This is a genomic window from Parafrankia sp. FMc2 (assembly GCF_041008525.1).
Taxonomy (GTDB): Bacteria; Actinomycetota; Actinomycetes; order Frankiales; family Frankiaceae; genus Parafrankia.
This window is the reverse complement of record NZ_JBFLUG010000043.1, coordinates 1-26,588: the sequence shown is the minus strand read 5'-3', so window position 1 is coordinate 26,588 and position 26,588 is coordinate 1. Positions and strand designations below refer to the sequence as shown.

Annotated in this window: 24 protein-coding genes and 1 pseudogene; 12 read left to right on the top strand and 13 right to left on the bottom strand. The window is 71.8% G+C overall.

Features of this window, described 5'->3' with window-relative positions; all coding sequences use genetic code 11:
• Window positions 1–13: 13 nt before the first annotated feature.
• The 6 genes from AB1460_RS16930 to AB1460_RS16905 all read right to left on the bottom strand — a co-directional run bounded on the left by AB1460_RS16930 (window position 14) and on the right by AB1460_RS16905 (window position 7,227).
• Entirely contained in the window at window positions 14–1,411 is a 1,398-nt protein-coding gene (locus AB1460_RS16930) for an ABC transporter substrate-binding protein (protein WP_368962396.1), read from the bottom strand.
• A 99-nt stretch (window positions 1,412–1,510) separates the two neighbouring features.
• Window positions 1,511–2,674, bottom strand: coding sequence for an ABC transporter ATP-binding protein (locus tag AB1460_RS16925; RefSeq protein ID WP_368962394.1), 1,164 nt, complete (start codon window positions 2,672–2,674; stop codon window positions 1,511–1,513).
• A gap of 262 nt (window positions 2,675–2,936) precedes the next feature.
• Entirely contained in the window at window positions 2,937–3,941 is a 1,005-nt protein-coding gene (locus AB1460_RS16920; protein ID WP_420497294.1) for a PDR/VanB family oxidoreductase, read from the bottom strand.
• Window positions 3,942–4,079: 138 nt separating this feature from the next.
• On the bottom strand, window positions 4,080–5,045 hold the full coding sequence (locus AB1460_RS16915) for a LysR family transcriptional regulator (protein WP_368962392.1): 966 nt from the start codon (window positions 5,043–5,045) through the stop codon (window positions 4,080–4,082).
• 293 nt (window positions 5,046–5,338) lie between these two features.
• Window positions 5,339–6,616 carry a cytochrome P450 gene (locus tag AB1460_RS16910; protein WP_420497293.1) on the bottom strand — a complete coding sequence of 426 codons (1,278 nt, stop codon included), beginning with the start codon at window positions 6,614–6,616 and terminating at the stop codon, window positions 5,339–5,341.
• Complete coding sequence (locus tag AB1460_RS16905) at window positions 6,613–7,227, bottom strand: PaaI family thioesterase (RefSeq protein ID WP_368962391.1); 615 nt, start codon at window positions 7,225–7,227, stop codon at window positions 6,613–6,615. Before AB1460_RS16905 ends, AB1460_RS16910 begins: the two co-directional genes overlap by 4 nt.
• Before the next feature lie 256 nt (window positions 7,228–7,483).
• On the opposite strand from AB1460_RS16905, the gene AB1460_RS16900 reads away from it, so the two are divergent.
• The 3 genes from AB1460_RS16900 (at window position 7,484) to AB1460_RS16890 (ending at window position 10,491) form a co-directional block, all read left to right on the top strand.
• Window positions 7,484–8,761 carry a cytochrome P450 gene (locus AB1460_RS16900; RefSeq protein WP_368962389.1) on the top strand — a complete coding sequence of 426 codons (1,278 nt, stop codon included), beginning with the start codon at window positions 7,484–7,486 and terminating at the stop codon, window positions 8,759–8,761.
• Window positions 8,762–9,010: 249 nt separating this feature from the next.
• Window positions 9,011–10,303: a cytochrome P450 gene (locus AB1460_RS16895; RefSeq protein ID WP_368962388.1), complete on the top strand. Its 1,293-nt coding sequence runs from the start codon at window positions 9,011–9,013 to the stop codon at window positions 10,301–10,303.
• On the top strand, window positions 10,303–10,491 hold the full coding sequence (locus tag AB1460_RS16890) for a ferredoxin (protein ID WP_368962387.1): 189 nt from the start codon (window positions 10,303–10,305) through the stop codon (window positions 10,489–10,491). The genes AB1460_RS16895 and AB1460_RS16890 overlap by 1 nt, the downstream gene beginning before the upstream one ends.
• Before the next feature lie 167 nt (window positions 10,492–10,658).
• Here AB1460_RS16890 and AB1460_RS16885 read toward each other — a convergent pair whose 3' ends face one another.
• Together AB1460_RS16885 and AB1460_RS16880 are read right to left on the bottom strand one after the other, a co-directional pair.
• Window positions 10,659–11,297 carry a TetR/AcrR family transcriptional regulator gene (locus AB1460_RS16885; protein WP_368962386.1) on the bottom strand — a complete coding sequence of 213 codons (639 nt, stop codon included), beginning with the start codon at window positions 11,295–11,297 and terminating at the stop codon, window positions 10,659–10,661.
• Between the two features lie 146 nt (window positions 11,298–11,443).
• Window positions 11,444–12,784 (bottom strand): ABC transporter substrate-binding protein, encoded by a 1,341-nt coding sequence (locus AB1460_RS16880; RefSeq protein ID WP_368962384.1) that lies wholly within the window; start codon window positions 12,782–12,784, stop codon window positions 11,444–11,446.
• A 321-nt stretch (window positions 12,785–13,105) separates the two neighbouring features.
• On the opposite strand from AB1460_RS16880, the gene AB1460_RS16875 reads away from it, so the two are divergent.
• The gene (locus tag AB1460_RS16875; protein ID WP_368962383.1) at window positions 13,106–13,969 is read left to right on the top strand and encodes an alpha/beta fold hydrolase; all 864 of its coding nucleotides are present in this window, start codon (window positions 13,106–13,108) and stop codon (window positions 13,967–13,969) included.
• 40 nt (window positions 13,970–14,009) lie between these two features.
• On the opposite strand, the gene AB1460_RS16870 is transcribed toward AB1460_RS16875, so the two are convergent.
• The gene (locus AB1460_RS16870; protein ID WP_368962381.1) at window positions 14,010–14,870 is read right to left on the bottom strand and encodes an LLM class F420-dependent oxidoreductase; all 861 of its coding nucleotides are present in this window, start codon (window positions 14,868–14,870) and stop codon (window positions 14,010–14,012) included.
• 185 nt (window positions 14,871–15,055) lie between these two features.
• Here AB1460_RS16870 and AB1460_RS16865 point away from each other — a divergent pair, with 185 nt between their 5' ends.
• From AB1460_RS16865 to AB1460_RS16850, 4 genes and pseudogenes are all read left to right on the top strand, one after another.
• The gene (locus AB1460_RS16865; protein ID WP_420497292.1) at window positions 15,056–16,225 is read left to right on the top strand and encodes an acyl-CoA dehydrogenase family protein; all 1,170 of its coding nucleotides are present in this window, start codon (window positions 15,056–15,058) and stop codon (window positions 16,223–16,225) included.
• A gap of 185 nt (window positions 16,226–16,410) precedes the next feature.
• Window positions 16,411–17,334 carry a fumarylacetoacetate hydrolase family protein gene (locus AB1460_RS16860; RefSeq protein ID WP_368962378.1) on the top strand — a complete coding sequence of 308 codons (924 nt, stop codon included), beginning with the start codon at window positions 16,411–16,413 and terminating at the stop codon, window positions 17,332–17,334.
• A 146-nt stretch (window positions 17,335–17,480) separates the two neighbouring features.
• Window positions 17,481–17,849, top strand: a pseudogene (locus AB1460_RS16855) (SAM-dependent methyltransferase); the annotation flags it as partial.
• A gap of 89 nt (window positions 17,850–17,938) precedes the next feature.
• Window positions 17,939–18,139: a hypothetical protein gene (locus AB1460_RS16850; RefSeq protein WP_368962377.1), complete on the top strand. Its 201-nt coding sequence runs from the start codon at window positions 17,939–17,941 to the stop codon at window positions 18,137–18,139.
• Between the two features lie 6 nt (window positions 18,140–18,145).
• Here AB1460_RS16850 and AB1460_RS16845 read toward each other — a convergent pair whose 3' ends face one another.
• The 3 genes from AB1460_RS16845 to AB1460_RS16835 all read right to left on the bottom strand — a co-directional run bounded on the left by AB1460_RS16845 (window position 18,146) and on the right by AB1460_RS16835 (window position 21,528).
• Window positions 18,146–19,771 carry a carboxylesterase/lipase family protein gene (locus tag AB1460_RS16845; RefSeq protein WP_368962376.1) on the bottom strand — a complete coding sequence of 542 codons (1,626 nt, stop codon included), beginning with the start codon at window positions 19,769–19,771 and terminating at the stop codon, window positions 18,146–18,148.
• A gap of 99 nt (window positions 19,772–19,870) precedes the next feature.
• Entirely contained in the window at window positions 19,871–20,194 is a 324-nt protein-coding gene (locus AB1460_RS16840) for a hypothetical protein (protein ID WP_368962374.1), read from the bottom strand.
• Entirely contained in the window at window positions 20,191–21,528 is a 1,338-nt protein-coding gene (locus AB1460_RS16835; protein ID WP_368962373.1) for an acyclic terpene utilization AtuA family protein, read from the bottom strand. Before AB1460_RS16835 ends, AB1460_RS16840 begins: the two co-directional genes overlap by 4 nt.
• An 89-nt stretch (window positions 21,529–21,617) precedes the next feature.
• Between AB1460_RS16835 and AB1460_RS16830 the strand changes: the two genes are divergently transcribed.
• Together AB1460_RS16830 and AB1460_RS16825 are read left to right on the top strand one after the other, a co-directional pair.
• A complete protein-coding gene (locus tag AB1460_RS16830; protein WP_368962371.1) occupies window positions 21,618–22,526 on the top strand; it encodes a LysR family transcriptional regulator in 909 nt (302 codons plus the stop codon).
• 176 nt (window positions 22,527–22,702) lie between these two features.
• On the top strand, window positions 22,703–23,176 hold the full coding sequence (locus AB1460_RS16825; protein WP_368962370.1) for an SAM-dependent methyltransferase: 474 nt from the start codon (window positions 22,703–22,705) through the stop codon (window positions 23,174–23,176).
• A 25-nt stretch (window positions 23,177–23,201) separates the two neighbouring features.
• Here the strand turns inward: AB1460_RS16825 and AB1460_RS16820 are convergent, their stop codons facing one another.
• Window positions 23,202–23,963, bottom strand: coding sequence for an SDR family oxidoreductase (locus tag AB1460_RS16820; protein WP_368962368.1), 762 nt, complete (start codon window positions 23,961–23,963; stop codon window positions 23,202–23,204).
• Window positions 23,964–24,296: 333 nt separating this feature from the next.
• Between AB1460_RS16820 and AB1460_RS16815 the strand changes: the two genes are divergently transcribed.
• Window positions 24,297–25,520 (top strand): RtcB family protein, encoded by a 1,224-nt coding sequence (locus tag AB1460_RS16815; RefSeq protein ID WP_368962367.1) that lies wholly within the window; start codon window positions 24,297–24,299, stop codon window positions 25,518–25,520.
• Window positions 25,521–25,817: 297 nt separating this feature from the next.
• Window positions 25,818–26,588: alpha/beta hydrolase domain-containing protein (locus AB1460_RS16810; RefSeq protein ID WP_420497291.1), on the top strand; the 771-nt coding region annotated here is incomplete at its 3' end.

Below are 26,588 nucleotides of genomic sequence, written 5' to 3'. Positions count from 1 at the left end.
GTCGGTCGCCTGCTCAGGACCTGGGCAGCAGCTTCGCGGCCTGTTCCTGGGCCTCGGTGAGCGTCCTGCGCGGATCGGCGCCGTTGTAGACGACGTTCTCGACCGCCTCGAGCATCGTCGTGCGGATCTGGACGTAGTCCTTGCCCGGGAACGACACCCACGGCCTCAGCCGGGCGAGCTGGTCGAGGTTGGGCTTGACCAGCGGGTTCTCGGCGGCCCAGGTCTTCAGGCCGTTCGGGTCGTCGAGCAGGCCGGTGCGCAGCGGCAGGTAGCCGATCCGGCTGGTGATCTGGGTGTAGGCGGCGTCGCTGGTCAGGTACTCGATCAGTTCCCAGGCGGCGCGCTGCTTCGCCGGGTCCTGGCCGAACAGGAACAGGGCGGCGCCGGAGTTCGTCGGGACGACGGGCCTGTCATCGAAACTCGGCATCACGGCGGCACGCAGCGTCCACGGCGGCTTTGCACCCGCCGCGCCCCGGAGGAAGACGCCCTGCGCGGAGCTGCTCTCGACGATCATGCCGATCTCGCCGCGGGCGAAGGCGGGGTAGGCCTGGTCCTGCGACAGTTTCGGGCTGGCCCCGGAGTTCACCAGGTCCTGTGCCATGGCGACGGCGGCGACGGCGGGGGCGTCGGCGAAGGTGAGCCTCGTCCCGTCCTCGGAGATCACCGAGCCGCCGTTGGAGGCGACCAGTGCCTGGTAGCACCAGTCGCCGGAGACCTTCGTGAGGCAGTCGATGTAGCTGCCGTCCTTGCCGGTCCTCTCCCTGATGGCGAGCGCGGCGGTCCTGAACTCCGCCCAGGTCGACGGCGGGTTCTCCGGGTCGAGGCCGGCCTGGCGGAACAGGTCGGCGTTGTAGTAGAGCACCGGCGTCGAGAAGACGAACGGCACGCCGTAGGTCTTCCCGTCGACGTCGCCGAGGGTACGGGCGGTCGCCGCGAACGGGTGCGCCCCGGCGAAGTTGGCCTGGACGGCGTCGCGGCCGACGACGTCGTCGAGCGGCCGGGCGCCGAGCGCGTCCACCGTGTAGGCGAGATCACCGAAGGTGAGCTGGGCGACGTCGGGAGCGTTGCCGGTGGCGAGCTGCGTCTGGAGACTGGCGGTCGCGGCCGAGCCGTAGCCCTTGAGGGTCGAGGTCTGCGGCTTCTGCGCGGTGACCGTGATGTTCGGGTGGGTCTTCTCGAAGTCGTCGATCAGGGCGGTGAAGGTGTCCGTCCACGGGCCGGCCTGGGCCAGGTTGTAGCTTTCGAAGACGATCGAGACCTTCTGGTCGGGACCGAGCTCGGGCACCACGTTCGCGCTGGTGGTGGACGTGGTGTCGCCGTCACCGCTGCCGGATCCGCAGGCCGCGAGGCCGAGGGCGAGGGCGAGGGCGCAGGCGGCCGCCGCGCCGCGGGCAGAGCGCCGTCGAATCACAGCGTGCTCCTTCTGAAGAATTCCGATGTCGGACGTCCGCCGTGCGGGTGTTCGACGGAGCAGGGTCCCGGGTGTGCGGGGTGTTCCGGGTGTGCGGGGTCAGGCGCGCGGTGCGCTGCTCACCGGCTGGTCCTGGCGCGCACGCCAGACGAGCCGGCGGCCGCTCTCCCGGTCGAACAGGTGGAGGTGGTCGCGGGCGGAGGTCAGCTGGACGGGCTGGCCGGGGGCGAGGCCGAGCGGGCGGGCCCCGCGGAACTGGAGAACCTCGCCCCCGACCGCGCACTGCGCGACCTCCTCGGCGCCGAGGTTCTCCACCGCGCGCACCACACCCCGCAGCAGCGGGGTTCCGGCCGGCCCCGGCCGGTCGGTCAGGCGCAGGTGTTCGGGCCGGACCCCGAGCACCACGTTCCGGGCTTCGACGCCCTCGATCGTGCCGCCCGGCCCGCCCGCACCGTCCGGGCCGTCGAGCAGGAGGTCGACCTCGACGCCGTCGGCGCGCACCCGCACCCGACCATCGAGGTTCTCGAGCCGGGCGGGCAGCAGGTTCATCGGCGGTGAGCCGAGGAAGCCGGCAACGAACACCGAGGCCGGCTGGTCGAAGATCTCGGTGGGGGTGCCGACCTGTTCCAGCCGGCCGTTGTCGAGCATCGCGATCCTGGTTGCCAGGCTGAGCGCCTCCACCTGGTCGTGGGTGACGTAGAGGACGGTGGTGCCGAGCCGTTCGTGCAGGGTCCGGAACTGGGCGCGGGTGGACTGGCGCAACCGGGCGTCGAGGTTCGACAGCGGCTCGTCCATCAGGAAGGCCCGTGGGTCGCGGATGATGGCGCGGCCGACGGCGACCCGCTGGCGCTGGCCGCCGGACAGCTCCCGGGGCCGGCGGTCCAGCAGTGCGCCGAGTTCGAGCAGGTCGGCGACCTCCGCCACCCGGCGCCGGACCTGCGCGCGGGGCAGTCGGGCCGCGCGCAGTGGGAAGCCGATGTTGCGGGCGACCGTGAGGTGCGGGTACAGGGCGTAGCTCTGGAAGACCATCGCGAGGTCACGGCGCGCGGGGGCGGCGTGGGTGATGTCCTCGCCGTCGAGGAGAACCCGGCCGCCTGTCGGCGGGATCAGGCCGGCGATGAGCCGCAGCAGGGTGGACTTGCCGCAGCCGCTGGGGCCGAGGAGCACGAGGAACTCTCCGTCGGCGATGTCGAGGTCGATACCGTCGACGGCGACGACGTCGCCGTACTTCCTGGTCAGTCCGTCAAGCTCGATCCGGCCCACGGTGCTGGCTCCTCCCCCGGGCGCGGGCCGCACGACGTCCGGTGCCCCGCGCGTTTCCCCCGGCGTTGCTGGTGCGCGCCACCGGGACCGTCCCGGCAGCCCCGTCGCCCCGGAACCGCCCCGGCACGCGCACACGCAGAATACGGAGCCCTGATATTCACCGGGCGACCGATTGTGAATCCAGATGAACCGATCGCCAGCCCGGATCAACTGACCACGGTGAATTCACCGGGAATAGCGCGGGCGTACTTTCCGGTGTATTTCAGATGTCCAGTTCCAGACGTTCGCCGTGGCTGCGGGAGACACAGACCATCATCGTCCGGCCGCTGGCCCGTTCGGCCGCGCTCAGCACGGTGTCCCGGTGGTCGACCTCGCCGGCGACGACAGCGGTCTCGCAGCTGCCGCAGGTGCCGTCCCGGCAGGAGGAGGCGACCGCCGCACCGGCCGCCTCCAGCGCGGCCAGGATGCTCTGCTCGGGCCGGACGGTGAGGATCCGCCCGCTGCGGGCCAACCGCAGCTCGAAGGACTGGTCAGTGTCTCGGTTGGCGGGCTGCGCCGGGCGGAAGCGCTCGACGTGCAGCGCTTCGGCCGGCCAGTCGGTGCAGGCCTGCTCCACCGCGGTGAGCAGGGCCTCCGGCCCGCAGCAGTAGACCACGGTCCGCTCGCCGGCCCCGGAGCGGCGCAGGTCGTCGAGGACGGCGCCGATCGGGAGCAGCCCGTGGGTGTCCTGCGGGTGCAGAACGACCCGCTCGCCATGACGTCCGGCGAGGTCGTCGGCGAACGCCATCGCCTCGCGCCGCCGGCCGCCGTAGAGCAGGCGCCAGTCCGCGCCGCGCGCGGCCAGCTCGGCGACCATCGGCAGCAGCGGGGTGATTCCGATACCACCGGCGATGAGCAGGTAGTTCGGTGCGGCGACGAGCGGGAAGGCGTTGCGGGGGCGACCCGCCGTGAGCAGCGTGCCGGGGGCGACCCGGTCGTGCAGGTGCGCCGAGCCACCTCGGCCGGCGGCCTCGCGCAGTACCGCGACCTGCCAGCTGCCGCGGTCGGCGGGGTCGCCGCAGAGCGAGTACTGGCGGATCATCCCCGGGCGGACCGTGATGTCCACGTGGGCGCCCGGTGTCCAGGCCGGCAGCGGCTCCCCGGTGGGGTCGGCCAGCTCGAGGCAGACGACGTCGTGCGCCACCCGCCGCCGGGCGTGCACCACCACCGTCAGATCCGCCCCGGCTGGCAGATCCTTCCCGGCTGGCAGATCCTTCCCGGCGGGCAGGGCCACCCCGGCCGAGGAGCCGGGAGACCTTCCGGGAGACGAGGAGAAGGAGACGGACACGAGCGACCTCCCGCGGAATTCCGCATGGTCACGGCATATGCCCTGTCACGGTAACGATGAATGCACCGGGGAGAACCGTCAGCGCGCTGTCATTGAAACATCCGATCGATGTTCTTCGGCGCCTCGATCGGCGTTCTCCCCCGCGGTGGCGGCAAGGTCGTGAGCCAGGTCCGCGGCAGCGTTCTCCAGGCTGTCGAGCAGTGTTTCCACCAGCCGGGTGCGGGGCGGCCGCCACACGACGTGCACGGGTACCGACGGGACCGGATCCACGAGCGGAACGGCACACGCGCCGGCGATACCGAGTGCCCGTTCCCGGGAGGCGAACCCGACCACCGGGCGGGTGGTGACCAGCAATGCGCTGGCGCCGGGATCATCGACCTCGGCCACCACCCGCAGCCTGATACCGGCGCGGTCGGCGGAGCGGGACATCGTGTCGTAGAAGGCGGGGCACTGCGTGCGGTGAAACAGCAGGCAGGGCTGCCGCTCCAGGTCCCCGAACGGCACCTGGGCGCGGCCGGCCCATTCATGGTGCTCCCCCACGACGGCGTGGATACGGACCCGCAGCACCTCCTGTGACTGCAGGCTGGAGGTGGGCGGCAGGCCGAAGATGAAGCCGACGTCCAGCTCGCCGCTGAGCAGGCTCTTGATCTGGGGCCCGGTCCGCCGCTCCCACAGGCGGGGCTCGACCCCGGGGTGGGACGCGTGCAGCCGTGCCAGCGTCGGCGGAAGAATGCGGTGCCCGGCCGGCAGGTTGAACCCGATGTTGATCCGTCCGGCCCGGCCGGCAGCGGTGTCGCGGGTTATTTCGAGAGTGCGGCGCTTCAGTTCAAGAATTCTCTTCGCCTCACCCCGGAACGCCTGACCGGCAGGCGTGAGACGAACCTCACGCGAGTTTCTCGCGACCAGCTGGACACCGACCTCCCTTTCCAGGCGGGCCAGATGCTGGCTCAGTGAGGGCTGGGTCAGGTTGAGCCGCCGCGCGGCCCGGCCGAAATGAACCTCGTCGGCGATGGCGAGAAAAGAGACCAGATGTCGGAACTCCACGAGTTTCCTCCCTCATTCCCCCGCCCGCCAGTGTAGTCCGGCCGTCTAACAGGCGATGAAGTCGGAGTTAGCCCGAGTAATTCTTCGGATGACCGTGTGGAGCGTTGCCCCGGCAATCATGCCGCCCGCCGCCGGAGAAATGTGTTCCGCGCCTCTTCCCCTCGGATTCGGCACGGTTCTGCCCGCCGCGGCGTACGGGAACCGCCGTCAGGCTGCTGCCGGCGGTCGGCCGGGAGCCTGAAACGGGAGCCGGGACACCAGGAGCCGGGACACCATGCCGGCGACAGCCCAGGTCAGCCGGTGACCCGCACCGGAAGCTCGGACATCCCACGCACCACGATGTTCGGCCGGTACGGGGGCGGATCCGCCAGCGGGGTGATGCTGCTCAGCCGGGTGGCGATGCCGCGCAGCGCCTCGCCCACCTCGAGGCGGACCAACGGTGCTCCGAGGCAGTAGTGCAGGCCCATCCCCAGCGCGAGATGCCTGTTCACCTTCTCCCCGCCCGCGTAGCGGTCGATACGCAGCCGGTCGGGCTCGGTGAACGCCCGCGGATCGCGGTTGGCCGAGCCGATCATCACGATGACCGCCTCGCCCGGGGTGAACGTCCGGCCCGCGACCGCGACCTCGCCGCGGGCCGTGCGGGTCGTGACCTGCGCCGGCGGGTCGAGCCGCAGCATCTCCTCGACCGCTGGCAGTGCCAGCTCGGGGTCCCGGCGCAGCGCGTCCAGCTGCCCGGGATCGCGCATCAGCGCGAGGACACCGTTGCCGATCAGGTTGACGGTCGTCTCGTGCCCGGCGACCACGAGGATGAGCAGCGTGCCGAGCAGCTCGGTGGTGGTGAGCCGGTCGCCTTCGGCGTACACCTGCCCGAGGGCGGAGATCAGGTCGTCGCGCGGGTCGGCCCGGCGGGCCTCGACGAGCCCGCCGAAGAACTCCCGGAACTCGTGCACGGCGGCGGTGCGGGCGGCGAGTTCCGCCGGGGAGAGCAGGGCGTCGGGGTCCAGGCCTCGCGCGATGCCGGCGGACATCCTGCGCACGGCGGCATGCTCGGATGCCGGCACGCCCAGCAGGTCGCAGATCATCGTCAGGGGCAGCGGATAGGCGAAGTCCTCGATCAGGTCGACCTCGCCGGCGGCCAGGGCGGCGTCCAGCAGGCCGTCGACGACGCGGCGCGCGGTCGGGCGGGTCGCCTCGATCGTGCGCGGCGTGAAGGCCCGGCTCACCAGGCCGCGCAGCCGGGTGTGGTCCGGCGGCTCCATCCACAGGAACGACCCGGGCAGTTCGACGTCGCTGTCCGGGTGGAGCAGCGCGGATTCCTCGGCGTGGCTCCACACCGGGTCGGCGAGGATCGCGGCGCACTCCGCGTAGCCGGGGACGAGCGACGTCCCGAGCGGGCCGTCGACGAACAGGCCGGCCTCGCGCAGTGTGCGGTAGGCCTGGTAGGGGTCGTGTCGCCAGGCCGGGTCGAAGGCGTCGATCACAGCCTGGCCGACCTCCGCGCCACCGCCGGCGCCGTGGGTGTCGACGGCGCCGGGGGCTCCGGTCACGCCGGCGGTTCCGGCGGTGGTCACGCCGGGCCGCCCGCGGCCTCGAGCAGCAGGCAGGTGGACGTCCCGTGCGCCACCAGCGCGCCGGCCTGGCTGGTCACCCGGGCCTCGGCCGTGGCCGTGCGGCGCCCGACGTGGACGGCGGTGGCGACACACGTCAGCGCCGCGTCGTCGAGGGCGACGGCTCGGATGAAGTTCACCTTCAGTTCCAGGGTGGTGTAGAGCACGCCGTCGGGCAGCCGGGTGTGGACGGCGCTGCCCATCGCGGTGTCCATCAGCGTGCTGATCACTCCGCCGTGCACCGTGTACATCGCGTTGGCGGCGGCCGGGGACGGGGTGAGCGTCCACACCGACCGGCCGTCACCGAGCTCGCGCAGCAGCACGCCGAGCGAGTGGCCGACGCCGATACCGGCGGTCAGGCCGTGGGCGACCAGGTCGGTGAGCTCGCGCAGCCGCCGCGCCTGCGCCGTCTCGACGGCCTCGTCCGCCGGCCCGGGGTTCTCGGTCTGCTCGGCCTGCTCGGTCCACTCGGCCTGCTCGGTCTGCTCGGGGTGCTCGGGGGGCTCGGCGGTGACGACTGGCTCGGCGGTGACGACTGGCTCGGCGGCGCGGTCCCGGTCCAGGGTGCGGTCCATGGGCGGCGGTCTCCCGTGCGTCGGTGGCGGCAGGCGATGCGTCGCGCTGCATCGTGACCCGTCCGTCCGTCCCTGACGACATGCATTCGCATCTCTGATCGATCCATGCACCGGGCCCGCCCGCAGGGGTGGGCGCGGGCCAATCGCACGATTGGAGTGTGCCGCTCTCGCTGTCTCCGCCAGGCGGCCTCCCGCAGAGTGCACCCGAGCCGGGCGGACGGACGCCGTCCCGGCAGCGACCTGACCGGGAGACGCCATGGCCGCAGCAGAGACCGCCGCGCAGATCTCGACCGGACCCACCGCCCGGCCCGCTGCCGGACCCGCCCCGGTGGAGTTCACCGCCTTCCACCCCGCGCACAAGGCCAACCCGTACCTCAACTACCAGCAGGTGCGGGAGACCCGGCCGCTCTGCCCGTTCATGCTCGGCGACGTCCCGGTCACCGTCCTCACCCGGTACGCGGACCTCGAGACCGTGTTGCAGAGCGACGACTGGGTGCACGGCTACGACGCGGGCATCAGCCCCTTCCGCGAGGGCAACGCCAGCGCGCCCCGTTCCTTCCTGCGGATGGACCCGCCGGATCACACCCGGCTGCGCGGGCTGGTGAACAAGGCCTTCACGCCGCGCATCGTGAACGCGATGGCGCCGCGCATCCAGGCGCACGCCGAGCGGCTGGTCGCCGAGGCCCGCACCGCCGGCACGCTGGAGGTGATCAACGGTTACGCGGCCCTGCTCGCCAGCGCGTCCCTCGGCACACTGCTGGGTGTGCCCGACGACGTCGGTGCGTCGCTGCGCGGCTGGGCACTCGCGATCGCCCGCGGCACCGACCCGGACAACCTGCTGACCGAGGACGAGCTGGTGGCCCGCCGGACGGCGACCCTCGACTTCCAGCGCTACTTCACCGAGCTCATCGCGCAGCGCCGGGCCCAGCCGACCGACGACCTGGTCAGCATGCTCGCGGCCGCCCGGGACCGGGACGACGCGCTCAGCGAGACCGAGCTGCTCGGTGTCTCGTCGCTGATGGTCGTCGCCGGGATGGAGACGTCCATCAACTACATCGGGTCGTCGGTGCTGACCCTGCTGCGCCACCCCGACCAGCTGGCGCTGCTGCGCGCCCGGCCGGAGCTGCTGCACTCCGCCGTCGAGGAGGTGCTGCGCTACGACCCGCCGACACAGTTCACGATGCGCACGGCGTGCCGGCGGACGGAGCTGGCCGGGCGGACCTTCGAGCGTGGGGACGGTGTGCTGCTGGTCAGCGCGGCGGCCGGCCGCGATCCGGCGGCGTACCCGGACCCGGACCGCTTCGACATCACCCGCTACCACGGCCCGCGGCCGGCCCGCCGCCACCTGGGTTTCAGCGTCGGTATTCATTTCTGCCTCGGTGCCCCGCTGGCCCGCATCGAGGCGGCGGCGGCGATCGGTGCGCTGGTCCACGGGACCTCAACGCTTGAGCTCGCGGTGGACGACGCCGACCTGGTCTACCTTCCGAGCCTGATCCACCGGGCGCTGGCGACACTTCCGATCCGGGTCGGCTGACCTGGGCCGCGCGCGCCCCGCAGGGGCGCGGCACATGCCCTGACCGGCACCTGCACGCCCTGACCGGCACCCGAAAAGGGCACCGGCCACTGCGCCCGGCCGCTGCTGGCTGTCACCCGGCCGGGCCGTCGGCGTCCAGCCGATCGGCAGGGCACACTCGGTCACGCCGCCTGCAGGGACGCGTCGTTTGTGTCGCCCTGACCCGGATGGGAGACTGGCCGCGAGGCCATGGAAGGAGCAACACAAACTGTGAGTGACCTTGAGGTGCCCGACTACTTCCGGGACGAGAAGCTGGTCGCTGACCCGTACCCGTTCCTCGAGGAGATGCGCGGGCAGTGCCCCGTACTCCGCGAGAAGCACCACGACGTGGTAATGGTGACAGGTTACGAGGAGGCCGTCGAGGTCTTTCACGACTCAGCCACCTTTTCCTCCTGCATCTCGGTGACCGGTCCTTTCCCGGGCTTTCCCGTCCCGCTCGAGGGCGACGACGTGACCGAGCTGATCGAGCGGCACCGGGACGAGCTGCCGATGAGCGACCAGCTGCCCACGCTGGACCCGCCGACGCACACCGCGCACCGCGCGCTGCTGATGCGCCTGATCACCCCGAAGCGACTGAAGGAGAACGAGGCCCAGATCTGGAACCTCGTCGACCAGATGCTCGAGCCGTACCTGGCTCAGGGCGAGGGTGAGTTCATCACCGGCTTCGCCGGCCCCTTCACTCTGATGGTGATCGCCGACCTGCTCGGCGTTCCCGAGGAGGACCGCGAGGAGTTCCTCGACAAGCTGCAGCGCCACCCCGAGACGCAGGGCGGCGGGATCGGCAGCACCGACGACGACCACCTGGCGCACAACCCGCTGGAGTTCCTCTACACCCGCTTCAGCGCCTACATCGAGGACCGCCGCGCCGCGCCACGCGACGACGTCCTGACCGGTCTGGCCAAGGCCACCTTCCCGGACGGGTCGACGCCGGAGGTCATCGATGTCGTCCGGGTCGCGGCGAACCTGTTCTCCGCCGGCCAGGAGACGACCGTCCGACTGCTCAGCACGGCGTTGAAGATCCTCGCGGAGGACCAGGAGCTGCAGGCGCTGCTGCGCCGCGAGCCGGACCGGGTCGGCAACTTCATCGAGGAGACGCTGCGCCTGGAGAGCCCGGTCAAGGGCGACTTCCGGCTGTCCCGGGTACCGACGACCGTCGGTGGGGTCGACCTGCCCGCCGGAACGACCGTCATGGTCAGCAACGGCGCGGCGAACCGTGACCCGCGGCGCTTCGAGAACCCGAACGTGTTCGACGTGGCTCGCCCGAACGCCCGTCACCACCTCGCCTTCGGGCGTGGCATCCACACCTGCCCCGGTGCGCCGCTCGCCCGCGCGGAGGCCCGCGCGGCCATCGAGCGGATCCTGGAGCGCACCACCGAGATCCGGATCGCCGACAGTGTGCACGGCCCGGCTGGCGACCGCCGCTTCAGCTACCTGCCGACGTTCATCCTGCGGGGTCTGACCCACCTCTCCCTCGAGTTCACCGTCGCGCCGAAGGCCATCTGATGAAGGTCGTCGTCGATGAGGACCGGTGCTGCGGGCACTCCACCTGCGCCACGCTGTGCCCTGAGGTGTTCACGCTCTCCGACGACGGCTTCGCCGTCGTGACGGTCGACGAGGTGCCCGCCGAGTTCGAGCGGGTCGTGCACGAGGCCGTGAGCAACTGCCCCGAGCGCGCCATCTCCGAGCTCTGACCGCCGCGCGGCGCCTGCCCACACGCCGCGTCGCCCCGCGAACAGTCCGCACAGCCGCCCTGGGCCTCGCCCGGGCGGTACGCGGTCGTTCGCGGGGCGGGTGTCGTTCGCGGGGCGGGTGCGGGTGGCGTCAGGCGCCATCCCACCCCGGGTGAGCGCCGCAGGCACTACTCCGTGATGTCGCGGAGAGTCAGTGGGCCGCCGGGCAGCAGCGGCCCCCGGCGGGTACGCAGGCCGTCGAGCACGATGGCGCACGACCGCTCGTAGACAACCTCCCCCAGCTCGCGCGGCATCTTCTGCATGCCCTGCAGGAGCAGCGAGAACAGGTGCACGACGTCGCCCGTCCCGACATCCGCGCGCAGCGTGCCCTCCTGCTGCGCGGCCTGCACGAGTGTGTCGATCTGGGCCATGAGCTCGCCGCGGATCCGGCGGATCTCCGGGTCGGCGCGGATCACCTCGGTGGTCGCGGGCTGGAACAGGTTCGGCAGGCGCAGCGCGAGGCGGAGCTCGGGCGAGCCGCTCATGCTGCGGATCAGCGCGTCCCACGCGCAGGGCTCGTCGACCATCGCGGCCCGCGCCCGCGCGAGCATGGTCGCGAGACTGCCCTGGACGACCGCGATGATCAGTGCGTCACGGTCGGGGAAGTGCCGGTACAGCGTCCCCACTCCGACCCCGGCGAGGCGGGCGATCTCCTCCATGGGCAGATAGGGGCCGTCCTCCGTGAACGCGTGCACCGCGGCGGCCACGATCTTGTCACGGTTGCGCCGGGCGTCGGCCCTGAGGCGGACCGGGGGTAACGCCGTCACGACTTCCCACCCTTCTGTCATCGATCACTGCCCCTCGCAAGCGGAAGAATATCGTCCACTTTTGCTGCGGGGCCCCCTCTCCGCGCACACCGGTCCCCCTGCGGCCACCGAACGCACCGCCGGTGCGGGTTTCCCTCGCAGGCAGGTCAGGTGATCGCCGCCGGCCTCGGCTCGGACCAGTCTCGGTTCTCGTTCGACCAGCAGACGAACGGCTCCGCCCTCGTCCCGCCGACGACCTCGAACTTCCCGCCCTTCACCTGGACCAGCGCCTGGCACTCCTCTTTGTACCCGTGCGTGGTCGGATCCTGCTCGGTCGGGTACTCGTGCTGGCGCGACCAGTCGATCGGGTTGATGAGGCCGTCCGCGCTGTAGTCCGTCATCCTGTTCGTCGCCTCGACGACGCTGGCGCGGGTGAAGTTCGGCCCGCCGGCGAGGATCCCCTGATAGGCGAGGTCCGCGTTGATCCAGCCGGCCATGGCCGCCTCGGTGATCCCGGCGCCGGTCTCCCGCATCCACCTGAAGTAGTCGGCGAGGCCGGTCCCGGCCGGGTCCGCCTCGAACGGGCGGAACGACACCCCGACGTAGTCGCCCTCGAACAGGTCACCGGCAGCGGCGACGAAATCCTGGTCGTAGGTGTTCGAATGGTAGAGCACGACGTCCCGCATACCCTGGCGCTCCAGCTCCTGGGCCAGGGTCCTCATCCCGTTGAGGTCCATACAGGTCATGATCATCTGCGTGCCGACGCGCTTCATCTCCGAGACATCGGGGCCGATGCCGTTGGGCAGACCGAAGCCGAGGCCGTCGTTCTTGTAGACGATCTCCTGCCCGGTGTCACCGTGGTAACGGTCGATCGTCCGGGTGATCGTCGACGTGCACTCCTTGGAGACGTCCGAGACTCCGTAACCGAGCGCCGCGATCTTCGTCGCGTTCGCCAGCCCGGCCACGTACGGGTAGGTCCGCAGCGTGCAGTCGAGGCAGACGGGAGCGGCGTTACCGAAGATCGACTTCTGGTTCACCATGGCGGCGGGCTGAATGGCCCAGACGTACTGGGGGACGCCGGCCCTCGCCAGTTCGGCCCAGCCGAGCGGGAGCTGCGCGGCGCCGAACGTCGCGAACGTGTTGTTCCCGGTGATGATCTGCAGGGCGCCTTCCCTGTTCCTGCCGAGCTCGTCGTCGATCTGCTCGGCGACCACCAGCCTGCGGCCATGCACCCCGCCCTCGCTGTTGCGGAAGGCGAAGTAGGCCTCGACACCGTCGTTGAAGCAGTCGAGGATGCACGTTCCGATGGGATTGTTGCTCCTGGTGGCCAGCAGCGAGAACCGGATCTCGGTGGCGCTGACTCCGGGGTTGCCCGTGTTCGGCGTACTCGCGGGAGGTGCGTTCGTGCCGCGCTCCTCACCGGTGGAGTTCGAACAGGCCGCGACCACCAGGCACAGTAAAACCAGGAGACCCGATAAACGAAAGCCGCGGGTGCGACGACGCCTCATCGATGCACGTTCCTTTGACCTCGGGCGCTCGAGAGCGCGTCCGTGATGGCACTCGCCGCCGGGCCGCGACGCGGCTGCTCGATCGGTAAGCAGGATTATGCAGCTCGGGCACTGTACGGGCGGGACCTGCGGAAATCACGGTGCAGGAATAGCGGGCACGGCCCCGTCCCATCCCTTTTCCGCGGGAGCGACGAAGCCCGGATGCCCGGCCGTTGGTTCGGGCCGCGACGCCCCGTTCCGCGATTCCCCGCCGCCGCGGGACGGCTGTCCGGGCGGGGTACCAGGTGCCGCCGGCCCGCTGCTGCCGATACTGTGCGTCGGATGGCATACGCGAACGTCAACGGGCTGCGCATCGGTTACGACCTCGTCGGCGAGGGCGAACGCACCTGGGTCCTGACCCTCGGCGGCCGGTTCACCAGGGACACGGCGGGGGTCGCGGACCTGGCGCGGGCCATCGCCGGGCCCGGCAACCAGGTACTGCTGTGGGACAGGCCGAACAGCGGCGAGTCCGACCTGCACTTCGCCGGGCCGAGCGAGCCGCGGATGCAGGCGGACGCTCTCGCCGGCCTGCTCACCGCCCTCGGCCTCGGGCCGGCCGTGCTCGCCGGCGGGACCGTGGGTTCCCATGTCTCGCTGCTCACCGCCGCGCACCACCCCGAGGTCGCCGCCGGGCTGGCGCTGTGGTGGGTCAGCGGCGGTGCCCCGGGCCTGATGATCCTGGCGAACGCCTACTACTCCGCCACCGTCACGACCGCCTGGACGCGCGACATGGCGGCGGTGGCGGCGCTGCCGGAATGGGCGCCCTCGCTCGAGCGCAACCCGCAGAACCGCCAGCGGCTGCTGGCCCAGGACCGCGACGAGTTCCTCGCCACCGTGCAGCGGTGGATGGCCGCGTTCAGCCCGCGGCCCGGCGAGGTCGTCCCCGGGCTCTCCGACGAGGGCGCACGGTCGATCCGGGTGCCGGCCGTGGTGTTCCGCAGCGGGGCGAGCGACCCGTTCCACCCGCGGGCGACATCCGAGGCGCTCGCCGCGCTGCTGCCGGGCGCCCGGCTGGTCGAGCCGCCCTGGGGCGACCGCGAGTACCTGGAACGGCAGGCGGAGATGGCGACGGCCGGGAGCCTGTTCGTCCGCTGGCCGCTGCTGGCCCCCGCGCTCTCGGCCTGGGCCGCCGACACCCTCGCCTGACGCGGCCGGCAGCGCGGCGCGGCAGCGCGGCGCGGGCCGCTCAGAGCAGGGCGGCGGCCAGGCGGCGCCACTGCGCACGCGGGACGGCCCGCTGGTCGGCCAGAAGTACCTGCAGGCACACGTGGTCGGCGCCGGCGGCCCGGTGTTCCTCGACGCGCCGGCCGATCGCGGCCTCGTCCCCCCAGGCGATCATGGCGTCGAACAGCCGGTCGCTCACCCCGGTGATGTCGTCCTCGGTGAAGCCGAGCCGACGCATGCTGTTCTGGTAGTTCGGCAGCTCCAGGTAGCCGGCGAGCCACGGCCGGCCGATCGCCCGTGCCTCGTCGGCGTCGGTGGTGAGGATGACCGTCTGTTCGGGCAGGATCAGCGGGCCCTCGCCCAGCCGCTCCCGTGCCTGCCGGGTGTGCTCCGGTGTCACAAGGTAGGGATGGATCCCGCGGGACCGGTTCGCGGCCAGGTCGAGCATCTTCGGGCCGAGGGCGGCCAGCACCCTGTCCCCCACCGGGACCGGAGGGTCGGCCTTGTCCAGCCCGTCCAGGAAGGCTGTCATCGCCGCGAGCGGCCGCCGGTACCGGCCGGCTTCGGCGGCGTCGACGATGGGTGCGTGGCTGACCCCGATGCCCATCAGGAAGCGGTTCGGGTGGTCGGCGGCCAGGTCGGCGGTACGCGCGGCGATCTGCGCCGGGTCGTGCATCCAGAGGTTCAGGATGCCGGTGGCGATGGTCACCCGGCTCGTCGCGGCCAGCAGCGCGCCGACCACGTCGAGGACGGGGCCGCCCGTGTCGGGTATCCACAGTGCCTGGAAGCCGAGTGCCTCCAGTTCCGCGGCCGCGTCGGCCGCCACGGCCGGATCGCCGTACCGCAGCTGATGGCTCCACACCCCGATACCTGAAAGATCCATGTCGGCCGTCCTGCCCACGTGTTGGTCACGAACGTCGCGCTCTCACCACCCTGCCTATCAGAGGTCCCGCCGGGTCGCGACCCGGATGTGCCTGTCCGCGCTGGTGCCGGCGATCGATGGACCCGTACCCGGTTGCGCGGCACGCTTGGTCCTCATGTCCAGCGGGCCGTGCGGGCCCGGGCCCGATGGGAGATCCCGTGCTCGATGACGAGGTGCGTCAGATCATCGCCGCGACGCGGCGTTTCGTCCGTGAACGGGTCGTCCCGGCGGAAGCCGCCATCGACGACACCGACGCGATTCCCGCCGACCTGCGCCGCGAGGCCGCCGAGATGGGGCTGTTCGGATTCGCCGTTCCGGAGGAGTACGGGGGTCTCGGCCTCGACATGAGCGCCGAGGTCCGGCTCGTCTTCGAACTGGGTTACACCACCCCGGCCTTCCGGTCGATGTTCGGCACCAACAACGGCATCGCCGGTCATGTCCTGCTGGAGGGCGCGACCGAGGAACAGAAGAAGGCCTACCTGCCGCCGATCGCCTCCGGCGAGTGGACCGCCTCGTTCGCTCTCACGGAGGAGAACGCCGGTTCCGACCCGTCCGGTCTCACGACCGCCGCACGCCGTGACGGCGACGGCTGGGTGATCAGCGGCTCGAAGCGGTTCATCACCAATGCGCCCCTCGCCGACGTCTTCATGGTGTTCGCGCGGACGGACCCCGACGCCGCCGGCGCCCGCGGCATCACCGCGTTCATGGTCGAGCGCGGCCTCCCCGGCCTGACCGTCGGCCCGAAGGACCACAAGATGGGCCAGGCCGGCGCCTGGACCGCCGACGTCCACCTCGACGACGTGCGGGTCCCGGCCTCGACCGTGATCGGCGGCGCGGAGGGCGTGGGCCGCGGCTACGCGACCGCGATGCGGTGCCTGGCGCACGGCCGGGTCCACATCGCCGCGCTCTGCGTCGGTCTGTCCCAGCGCCTCCTCGACGAGTCCGTCAGCTACGCGGCGAGCCGGGTCCAGGGCGGCGGCGTGATCGGGACACACCAGCTCGTCCAGGGCCTGCTCGCGGACTCCGCGACCGACCTGTACGCCGCGCGGGCACTGGTCACCGAGGTCGCGGCCCACTACGACGACGGCAGCGACACCCGGCTCGGGCCGTCCTGCGCGAAGTACTTCGCCTCCGAGGCCGTCGGCCGCATCGCCGACCGGGCGGTGCAGATCCACGGCGGCGCCGGCTACATGCGCGGTGTACCCGTCGAACGGTTCTACCGCGACGCCCGCCTCTTCCGGATCTACGAGGGCACCAGCCAGATCCAGCAGATCGTCATCGCACGCGAGCTTCTGCGCAACGCCGGCGTGCGATAACCCGCCAGCACCTCGGCGCCCGCACCGTGGCGCCGGACCTGACGCCCGAGCCGTGGTGGCACCCGGACCGGCACGCTCGGGTGGCGGCGAGGCGGCAGACTGGGGATGGGGCGGGCCGGGCAGCACGGCGGCGCCGGTATCGGGCCGCGGCGTCGTGGCCGGCGGTCGGTGGAGAGGGCGGGCGGATGCGGTTCGTGGGTGTGCGGGACGGTCGACGTGTGGTGGTCGGCCGGGTGTTCGCCCCCGCCGGTGACCAGGCGGCGGACGGCGGGCCCCCAGCGGAGGGGGCAGGGGGCGCCGGGGCGGACGGCAGCACCCCGAGCCGCCTGCGGGTGGCCCGGATCGCGGAGGTGGATGACTTCTACGCCGACCTCCCCCGCTGGGCGGAGGTCGCCCGTGCCGCCACCGCCGCCGACAGCGAGCATGACCTCGACGACCTGACGCTCGCGCCACCCGTACCGGCCGGCGCCCGGGTACTCGGCATGGGCCTCAACTACCATGCGCACGCCGCGGAGACCGGCCTCGACCTGCCGAAACGCCCGCCGATCTTCGGGCGGTGGACGGCCTCGCTGGTCGTCGACGGGACACCGGTCCCCGTGCCGCCCGGGGAGCGCGGCCTGGACTGGGAGGGTGAGCTCGCCGCGGTCGTCGGCACCAGGCTGACCGACGTCGATGAGGACACCGCGCTGCGCGGCGTGTTCGGCTACGCGGCGTTCAACGATCTGAGCGCCCGCCGGGCCCAGGGTGCCTCCGCGCAGTGGACGCTGGGCAAGAACGCCGACCGCAGCGGCCCGATGGGCTCCGTGGTCACGGCCGACCAGGTCGGCGACCCGGGCGCGGGGCTGCGGCTGGTCACCCGGGTCAACGGCGAGGTCGTGCAGGACGGCGACACCAGCGACATGATCTTCTCCGTGGGCCGGATCCTGTCCTTCGTGAGCCGCACCGTCACCCTGAACCCGGGTGACCTCCTGATCACTGGCACTCCGGCCGGGGTCGGGTACATCCGCACCCCGCCGCGTTACCTGGGCCCCGGCGATGTCGTCGACGTCTGGGTCGAGCGGGTCGGCTCTGTCCGCAACCCGGTGGTCGACGCCTCCGCGCGTCCCTGACCACCGCCGGCCACCCGCCGACGATGCCCGTGTCACTGCGAATCATTCAATGGTTCTAGGATGATCCGCGTCGGGCCGGGGCCCCCGGTGGGCCGCGGCGGCGACAGTGACGACAGCCCGATAACAGTACCGACGACGGGAGTCCCATGAGCCAGGACGAGGTGGCCCAGCATCCGCTGGCACGCGCGGTCAAGGAGCCGCCGGCCGCCTGGAACCCGCAGGGCATCGACATCACCGTGCCCAGCATCGCCCGCGTCTACGACGCGATCCTCGGCGGCAAGGACAACTTCCCGGTCGACCGTGCCGTCGCCGAGCACCTGATGCAGCTCGCCCCCCGGGGCCGGCAGTCCGCCCTGTACAACCGGGCGCTGCTCGGGCGCGGGGTGCGGTTCATGGCGGAGCAGGGTGTCCGCCAGTTCATCGACCTCGGGTCCGGCCTGCCGACGGCCAGCAACACCCATCAGATGGCGCAGGCGGTCTCGCCCGACGCCCGGGTGGTCTACGTCGACAACGACCGTTACAAGCCGGGTTGTACACACGCCTCATAAGGGTCTGAACCACGCTTACTCGGCGCGGACCCATGCGCATCGGGTCATGAGGTTCGGTGAGATCACGTGGTTGCCCACTTCCCGCGCTGCGGCCGACGACCCGCCCTGACGACGACGGCGCCGCCACGGCGTGGGCCGGGAGCAGGCCGGTCCCGGTGGCCGTCGAGTCGCTGCTACGCCGTGAGCCGGTCGCCGGTGAGTGCCGGGTGGTGTGCGCCGGGAGACTGGCCGAAGTGATCGGCGCGCAGGATGTATAGGTCCTATCAGGCTCCGTCGTTCCAGAATGGGCTGGTGTCGAGTGGCGGCTCGGTGACGGTTGCTCTGGCGTCGCCGAATTGGCGTGCGTTGTCCGTGCTGAACGGGTTGTAGGTTGGCCAGCCGGGGTTGCCATCGGCGATGAAGTCGGCCCAGGCGCAGGTCAGGCTGTCGCGGATGGTGCGGTGTTCGGGGGTGTCGATGCCCGCTGCGGCGAGTTTGTCGAACAGGTACATGGCCTCGGCGCCGTGGTGCGATCCGCCACGCGGACCGTTCGGTTCGCCGGCGAACAGATAGGCGTGTGCGGTGCCGCCGGCCTCGGTCTGGGCGCGGGCGAGTCGGATCGCGGGGATGCGGTAGACGGCGTCGGTCAGGAATAGCGTGCGCAGGTCGCCGAGTTCGGAGCGGTCCTGGGCACGTTCGGTGGGAGTGTTCGCCAGGCGGGCGCGGTAGACCGCCAGCAGCGCGGTGGGCTCGCGGATTCCCGCGCTTGCCATCTCGGCGAGCAGTTCCTGTTCGCTGTGGGGCGGCTGGTATGTGTGGCCGCCGATGGCGGCGAAGCCGCGGAACTCGTCTCGGTTCGCGCCGACCAGGAGGGGGATGCCGGTCGCCGCGCCCGCGGCGACGGCGTGCAGGGGGTGCTCGGTGAGCACGGTGCCGTCCAATACCAGGCCCCAGGCGCGCCCGCCCGGTAGGTTGCGCCTGCCCATCTCACGGTCGATCACCGTGCGTTGCGCGTCGAGTATGTGGTCGAGCGGGACACCAGCCAGCGCGTCCATGTCCTTGGCTCCGACCACCGCCATTAGGTCGTCCGCGATGGCGGCGGCGGTGTCGGACGGGTAGATCCGGCCGGTGCTGCCGCTGTGCAGGATGGCTTTGTGGAACGTACCCGCGGCGGCGGGCAGTGCCAGGAGCGCGCCGACTATGAATGCCCCCGCCGACGCGCCCGCGAGGGTGACGTTGTCCACGTCGCCTCCGAAACCGGCGATGTTGTCGTGGACCCAGCGCAGCGTGGCCGCCTGGTCCTGCAGCCCGAGGTTGGCGCTGTCGGCCCAGCGTTCCCTGCCTGGCCCGGTGGGCAGCAGCCAGCCCAGCGCGCCGACGCGGTAGTTCGCGGCGACGACGACGGCACCGGTCAGCCGCGACAGCGCGGCCCCGTCGAACGCGGGCGGAGACGCGGTGCCGGACTCGAACCCGCCCCCGAAGATCCATACCAGCACCGGGTGCCGCTTGCTGAGGGACGGCGACCAGACGTTCAGGTACAGGCAGTCCTCGGACGACGTCTCGTCCAGGTGGCGAGACACCGCTGCCATGGCCGCGAGCCTCGGGTCGAGAGTTCGGACGTCCTTCTCCCGCCGGTACCCATCGGTTCCGGAGCCGTCCCCCGTGCCCGGAGCGGACGCCCTGACCGCGGGCGTCAGGTTGCGCTGCGCCGGGCCGCCCCGGAAGACCGTCGCGTCCCGTACCCCGGTCCAGGGTTCCAGCGGCAGGGGCGGACGGAAACGCCGGTCGCCGAGAGGGGGGGCGGCGAAGGGGATCCCGGCGAAGACTGCGCCCCCTCCGTCGGCCGGTATGCCCCGAAGGTCTCCGCCGCAGGTATGGACGACGGGGGCTGGGGCCGGATCGGTCGTCACGTGAGTACTCCAGGTCCGTTGGGAGATCGGGTAAGTCGGCGACGTTGATCCGCACTGGCCGTAGGCGGGCTGGGGGAGCGTCGAAGGTGACGGCGTCGGTCACGTCGTCACTCGAGCGGGCTCGGGCAGGTCGAGTTCGAGCAGCCAGAAGCTGAGGCTCTTGCCGTGGCTGTCGAGGGCGAGTGACCGCGTGACCCCGCCGCTCAGCGTGTCTCGTAGGACGAACTTCAGCGCCGCCAGCCGGGGTAGCTCGTAGCGCACGACGTCGCCACACGTGATCCCGACGAAATGCCCGCGTACCCGCTCGGCGGTCACCTGCCGGCGGAGATGGTCGAAGTCCGCCGGTCTGTAGGCGATCAAGGAGATGTCGCAGATGTTCCCCTTGTCGCCGGCGCGGGCGTGGGCGAGGTCGTACAGCTTCACTCGACGTCTCCCATCAGGAAGGTGCGAACAAGCACGTCGTCGCGCGGCAGGAACACGGAAACGATCGTGACGTCCTCGGTCACGGCGCGGTAGACGCCACCACCTCCGGCAGGTCCGTTCAGCCACAACGCCGCGACCTCGTGGCCCACACGGCGGGCACTTGCCAGGTCGGGGGTCCGCACGGCGACGCGCGCCCGCACCTCACCCGGCCCAGGGGGGACGTCGCCGCCCCCGCCAGGATGGATGGAGTCGACCCCGATCAGCTCGTACCGTGCGTCCAGCACCGGGACGCCGCCGCGAGCCAGCCGCTCCCGTACGACCGTCAGAGCGAGCCGCCCGCGCGCCACCGCGTTCGGACCGGCGTAGGAGATCTGCCCCTCGCCCACGAAGCTGTCGACATAGCCGACCGAGACCTTCAGGGTGGCCGGCCGGGCCGTGCCCGAGGCGCCCGACACGGCAACCCGGTCCTCGCCCACCTGCGCAAGCTCGACAGCGGAGAAATCCGCGACGACGTCCGGGGTGATGTATCGCGCGGGATCGTGCACCTCGTAGAGAAGCTGCTCGGTGACCGTCGAGACCGTCACCCGCCCGCCGGTGCCTGGCAGCTTTGTGACCACAAACGAGCCGTCCGCACACACCTCGGCGAACGGGAACCCGAGGCGGGCAAGGTCGGGAACATCCTTGACACCGGGATCCGCGTAGTACCCGCCCGTTACCTGGCCGGCGCATTCCAACAGGTGACCGACCGCGGTCCCGGCCCCCAGCCGCGCCCAGTCGTCGCGTGCCCAGCCGAACTCGTGCACGAGCGGAGCGAGGAACAACGACGGATCGGCGACACGACCAGCGACGATCACGTCGACGTCCGCGGCGAGGGCGTCCAGGATCCCGTCCATCCCCAGATAGGCGTTGGCCGAGATGATCCCGTCGAGGGACGACAGCGTCCCCGACCGCTCCAGCAGGGACAGATCCGTTCCCTGCACGAGGTCGAGGACGTCGTCACCGATGATCGCCGCGATCCGCAGACCGCGCAGTCCCAGGGCAGCCGCACGCTGCGCGACCTGACGCGCCGCGCCGAACGGGTTCGCGGCACCCATGTTCGTGATGATCGTCGTACCATGGCGCACCGCCGGTTCGAGGACCGCGTCCATCCGCTCGTCGAGCCACTCGTTCCAGCCCGCGTCGGGATCACGGCGTCGCTCCAGTTGTGCCAGCGCGATGCTGCGCTCCGCGAGGCACTCGAAGACCAGGTAGTCCAGGTCCCCGCGCTCCGCGAGGTCGACGGCCGGCTCTATCCGGTCGTCGGCGAACCCTGCGCCCGCTCCGATCCGGATCATCCGCACGGCACCACCTCCGCGGTCGATCCTGACCTGGCCCACGTATGCGGCACAAAGGCCAAAAACGTATGCTTTTATGCATCGCACACATGGATCTGACCATCACGCAGCTTCGATCGGTGCTCGTCGTCGCGGAGACCGGGTCCTTCACCGCGGCCGCGAATCGAATGCGCCTCAGCCAACCCGCCCTCAGCAGGACCGTGCAGGAAGTCGAACGCATCGTCGGAGTCCGCCTCTTCGACCGGACGACGCGTTCACTGACCTCGACGGCCGAGGGACGCGAGTTCATCGCCCTCGCTCGCGACATCGTCGGCGGCTTCGACGACGGCCTCGGACGGTTCGCCTCCTACCTCCACGGCCACGCCGGAGTCCTGCGGGTCACCGCGCTGCCCTCGCTCGCCGCGACCGTGCTCCCCGACATCGCCGCCGCCTTCGCCGCCGACCGGCCTCTGGCGCGCGTCCGAGTACTCGAAGGCAACGCCTCCCAGGTACTCAGGCAGGTCCAGGACGGCCGCGCCGACCTCGCGCTCACCGAGGACCCCGGCGCTGTGGACGGCCTGCACGTCCAAGCGATCGGCGACGACGAGATGGTCGCCATCGTGCCGCCCGGCCACGAATTGGACAGCGCCGGCCGCACCACCTGGAGGCAGCTCGGGCAGCACCCCTTCATCGCGATCGAACCCGGCACCAGCCTGCGCCGCCTCGCCGACGACGCGTTCACCCGTGCTGGGGCGGCTCCCACGCATTGGATCGAGACCACCTCCGTCGCCACCGCCGGTGGCCTCGTCGCCGCCGGCTTCGGAGTCTCCGCCGTCACCCGCGCCGTACTACCCCTGATCGCCTTCGCCCGCATGTCTGTCGTGCCGATCGGCGACCCCGCCGTCACACGATCCATCGCCGTCATACGCCCCCGCGTCCCGCGGGCATCACCACTCGCCAAGGCGTTCGTCGACGTCCTACGATCGCGCCTTAGCTCCTCTCCGGCTTTCGGGCCGTGACAGCCCGGTGCGGCCCTTGATGTGCCGTCAGCGTTGACGGGGGCCGGATGCAGGCACGCTTGCCAATGCCCGCTTTGGTGAGCACCCGAGGCGCGCCCGCAGACGCCTTTCGGCCCGCGCCCGCACGGCCCGACAGGTATGCCACCCTACGTGCGCAGCGAATCTCTGACCCGATCGTGCTCGCCCACGGCCGGGCGCTGCTGGCCGAGAACGAGCACACGACCGTGGTGACCGCGGACTTCCGCGAGCCCGGCAGCGTGCTGGATCACCCCGATCTGACGGCCCTGATCAACTTTGACGAGCCCGTCGGGCTGCTGCTCTTCGCCGTCGTCCACCACATTGAGGACGACGAGGACCCGGCGGGGATCCTCGCCGCCTACCGGGAGCGCCTGGCCTCCGGCAGCTACCTCTTCCTGAGCCACTTCGTGACCCATGGCGAGGAGACCAGGGAGCTGGAGAAGGTCATGCTGGCCGATCTCGGGCGGGGCCGGTTCCGCACGCTGGACGAGATCACCGCCTTCTTCGACGGGTTCGACCTCCAGGAGCCCGGCGTGGTCTACAACCCGCTGTGGCGCCCGGAGGAGCCGCTGACCGAGACCATGACGCTGACCGAGCGGCTGGTCGCCGGCGGCCTGGGGCGCAAGGCCTGACCCGGCCGTACCGGCCCGCCGCCGCTCAGGCCTTCGGGCCGCCGGCCACGTAGACGACCTGGCCGGAGACGAAGCCGGCGCCCTCGCTGACCAGGAACGACACGGTGTGGGCGATGTCGTCGGGAACACCGACCCGGCCCACCGGGATGTCGGTCGCGCGGGCGGCCGCGTACTCGTCCCACGGCCGGCCGAGGCGCTCGGCGGTCGCCCGCGTCATCTCGGTCTCGATCAGGCCGGGCGCCACCGCGTTGCAGGTGACGCCGAACTTCCCGAGCTCGATCGCCACGGTCTTGGTGAAGCCCTGCAGGCCGGCCTTCGCCGCCGAGTAGTTGGCCTGCCCGCGGTTGCCGAGCGCCGAGGTGCTCGACAGGTTCACCACCCGGCCGAAACCGGCGTCCACCATGTACTTCTGCACCGCGCGGGTCATCAGGAAGGTGCCGCGCAGGTGCACCTCCATGACCAGGTCCCACTCGGCCTCGGCCATCTTGAACAGCAGGTTGTCGCGGGTGATGCCGGCGTTGTTCACCAGCACGGTGGGCGGCCCGAGCTCGGCGGCGACCCGGGCGACCGCGGCGCTGACCTGGTCGGAGTCGCTGACGTTCACGCCGACGGCGATCGCCTTCCCCCCGGCCGCGACGATCGCGTCGACCGTCTCCTTCGAGGCGCTCTCCTCCAGGTCGAGGGCGGCGACGGCCAGCCCGTCGGCCGCGAGCCGGCGCGCGGTGGCGGCACCGAGACCACGCGCGGCCCCCGTGACGATCGCGACCCGTTCCTGGGCAGCGGACATGATGGGCTCCTCCCACTGTCGGCGTGACGTCCCGGGCCCGCGCCGTGCGGCGCCACCCGGGTCGGAGCAGATCTCCGGGGCAGCAGATCGCCGGGCATCGGACTGCTACGCCGGCAGATCGCTGGGGCAGCAGTCTTGCAGGCGGCGGCGACAGGTGCATCGCTGCCGACAGACGCCCAGGTCGGCTGCGTCGGCGGCGGCACCGCACCGGCGCCGTCGCACCCCGCAACAATTCGTTGGCCAACGGCGAAGGAAGCCGCCATCGTGAATCAGGCCGGACCCCGGCGGATCGGGCCCGATCCACCCCCACCACCCGCAAGGAGTGACCTCACCGTGTCCCCCGTGGACGAGCTGTCCGGCGCCGCGGCGCCGATCTGGATGTGGACCCGTCCGCACGAGGTCGAGAGCGCCGCCCTCGACCAGCTCCGCACCATCGCCGACCTGCCCTACGTCCACCACCACGTCGCCGTCATGCCGGACGTCCACCTCGGGAAGGGGGCGACGGTCGGCTCGGTGATCGCGCTGCGCGACGCCGTCTCCCCCGCCGCGGTCGGCGTCGACATCGGCTGCGGGATGGCGGCCGTGCGCACCAGCCTGACCGCGGCCGACCTGCCCGACGACCTCGGCCCGCTGCGCGCCGCGGTCGAGGCGGCCATCCCCGTCGGGTACCGCGGGCACGCGGAGATCTCCCGCCGGGTCCGCGGCTACGACGACCTGTGGGCGGGCTTCGACGACCTGCACCCGTCGGTCAGCGGGCGCAGTGGCGGCCTGGACCGGGTGATGGCGCAGATGGGCAGCCTCGGCTCGGGCAACCACTTCGTCGAGCTGTGCCTGGACACGACGGACGCGGTCTGGCTGATGCTGCACTCCGGCTCGCGCAACGTGGGCAAGACCCTGGCGGAGGCCCACATCGCCGCGGCGAAGAAGCTGCCGCACAACGCCGGCCTGCCCGACCGTGACCTGGCGGTGTTCCTCGCCGGCACGCCGGAGATGGCCGCGTACCGGCGCGACCTCGACTGGGCCCAGGCCTACGCCCGGTACAACCGCGAGACCATGCTCGGGCTGTACGTCGAGGCGCTGCGGACGCAGCTGCCCCGGCTGCGGGTCCCCACACCACCGGCGGACGGGCCGCACGCCGGCGACGCGGCGTTCGCCGCTGTCAACTGCCACCACAACTACGTGGCCGAGGAGCACCACTACGGCGCGGACGTCCTCGTCACCCGCAAGGGCGCCATCTCCGCCCGGGCCGGCGAGTACGGCATCATCCCGGGCTCGATGGGCACCCGCTCCTACATCGTGCGCGGCCTGGGCAACCCCGAGTCGTTCCACTCCGCGTCCCACGGCGCGGGACGGCGGATGAGCCGGACCCGCGCCCGCAAGGAGTTCACCACCGACGACCTGGCCGCCCAGACCATCGGGGTCGAGTGCCGCAAGGACCCCGGCGTGCTCGACGAGATCCCGGCCGCCTACAAGGACATCGAGGCCGTCATCGCCTACCAGGACGACCTGGTGGATGTCGCCGCCGAGCTGCACGCCGTCCTCTGCGTGAAGGGCTGAGGCCCCGCGGCGGAGGGGCCCACGGTGGGGGGTGGCCCGCAGTCCGGGCCACCCCCCACCCGCAGCCGGCCGTGAGCTGGCCCGTGGGCACCGCAGCGCCCCTGTGGAGGGCCCTGCCACGGCCCCGCCGCGGCCCCGCTTCCCCGCCCTGGTAGCACTTTTGGGCCCGCCGCCTGCCGGCGGGGGGCGTTATGCTGCCGCACCATCACATCCCGGGCGTTCTCCGAACGCTCACTCAGGTGGCGGCAGCAGGTGCGACCCTCGCCGTACCGCCACTGCGGACGGAGGTACCGACCGGTGGAGCGGCTCGGCACGACGGCACGTCCGCACCCGGTCACGTGGTGGCGGCTGGCGGTGGCGCTGCTCGTCGGTGCCGCGCTGGTGCTGGGCGTCTCCTGCTCCGACGGCGGGACGAACGCGGGCCGCCCCGAAGGCGCGACGCCCTCTCCGGGCGTGGACCGTCCGGCCCGGCCGGCGCCGCCCCCCGGGCCGGCGGCCGACCTGTCCACCGAGCTGACCGGTGGCAACGGCCCGTTCACGGCGGCGGGCTCCCCGACGGACCTGGCTGCCGCCGGCTACGTCCAGCAGGAGTTCGCCGCGGCCGGAACGGCGACGTCCTATCAGGCCGCCGGTGCACTCGGAGCTGACGGCCGCTGGGAGTTCGCCCCGGGCTCACCGGCGCCCTACCGGACCAGGGTGCTCGTCCGCCGCCCGGCGAAGGCCGCGGACTTCAGCGGGAGCGTGGTCGTCGAATGGCTCAACGTGAGTGGCGGCGTGGACGCCGACGTCGAATGGGGCGCGCTCCGGGAGGAGATCATCCGCCAGGGCCATGCCTGGGTCGGTGTGTCCGCCCAGCGGATCGGCGTCGTGGGTGGTCCGGTGCTCGTTCCGGTGACGGAGGGGGCGTCGCTCGCCGGCCGGGGGCTCGTCACCATCGACCCGGCCCGTTACGGCTCGCTGCGCCATCCCGGGGACGGCTTCTCGTTCGACATCCTCACCCAGGTCGGGCGGGCGGTGCGGACCCTGTCTCTTATTTCTACCCCTTCCCCCACCTCCGAGCCCACAGAC

Bases quoted from the DNA above. Each gene is read 5' to 3' on its own strand.
- AB1460_RS16905 (WP_368962391.1), bottom strand. From the start codon at position 7,227: ATGGACCGCACCCTGGACCGGGACCGCGCCGCCGAGCCAGTCGTCACC.
- AB1460_RS16900 (WP_368962389.1), top strand. From the start codon at position 7,484: ATGGCCGCAGCAGAGACCGCCGCGCAGATCTCGACCGGACCCACCGCC.
- AB1460_RS16890 (WP_368962387.1), top strand. From the start codon at position 10,303: ATGAAGGTCGTCGTCGATGAGGACCGGTGCTGCGGGCACTCCACCTGC.
- AB1460_RS16880 (WP_368962384.1), bottom strand. From the start codon at position 12,784: ATGAGGCGTCGTCGCACCCGCGGCTTTCGTTTATCGGGTCTCCTGGTT.
- AB1460_RS16875 (WP_368962383.1), top strand. From the start codon at position 13,106: ATGGCATACGCGAACGTCAACGGGCTGCGCATCGGTTACGACCTCGTC.
- AB1460_RS16870 (WP_368962381.1), bottom strand. From the start codon at position 14,870: ATGGATCTTTCAGGTATCGGGGTGTGGAGCCATCAGCTGCGGTACGGC.
- AB1460_RS16865 (WP_420497292.1), top strand. From the start codon at position 15,056: ATGGGAGATCCCGTGCTCGATGACGAGGTGCGTCAGATCATCGCCGCG.
- AB1460_RS16860 (WP_368962378.1), top strand. From the start codon at position 16,411: ATGCGGTTCGTGGGTGTGCGGGACGGTCGACGTGTGGTGGTCGGCCGG.
- AB1460_RS16835 (WP_368962373.1), bottom strand. From the start codon at position 21,528: ATGATCCGGATCGGAGCGGGCGCAGGGTTCGCCGACGACCGGATAGAG.
- AB1460_RS16830 (WP_368962371.1), top strand. From the start codon at position 21,618: ATGGATCTGACCATCACGCAGCTTCGATCGGTGCTCGTCGTCGCGGAG.
- AB1460_RS16820 (WP_368962368.1), bottom strand. From the start codon at position 23,963: ATGTCCGCTGCCCAGGAACGGGTCGCGATCGTCACGGGGGCCGCGCGT.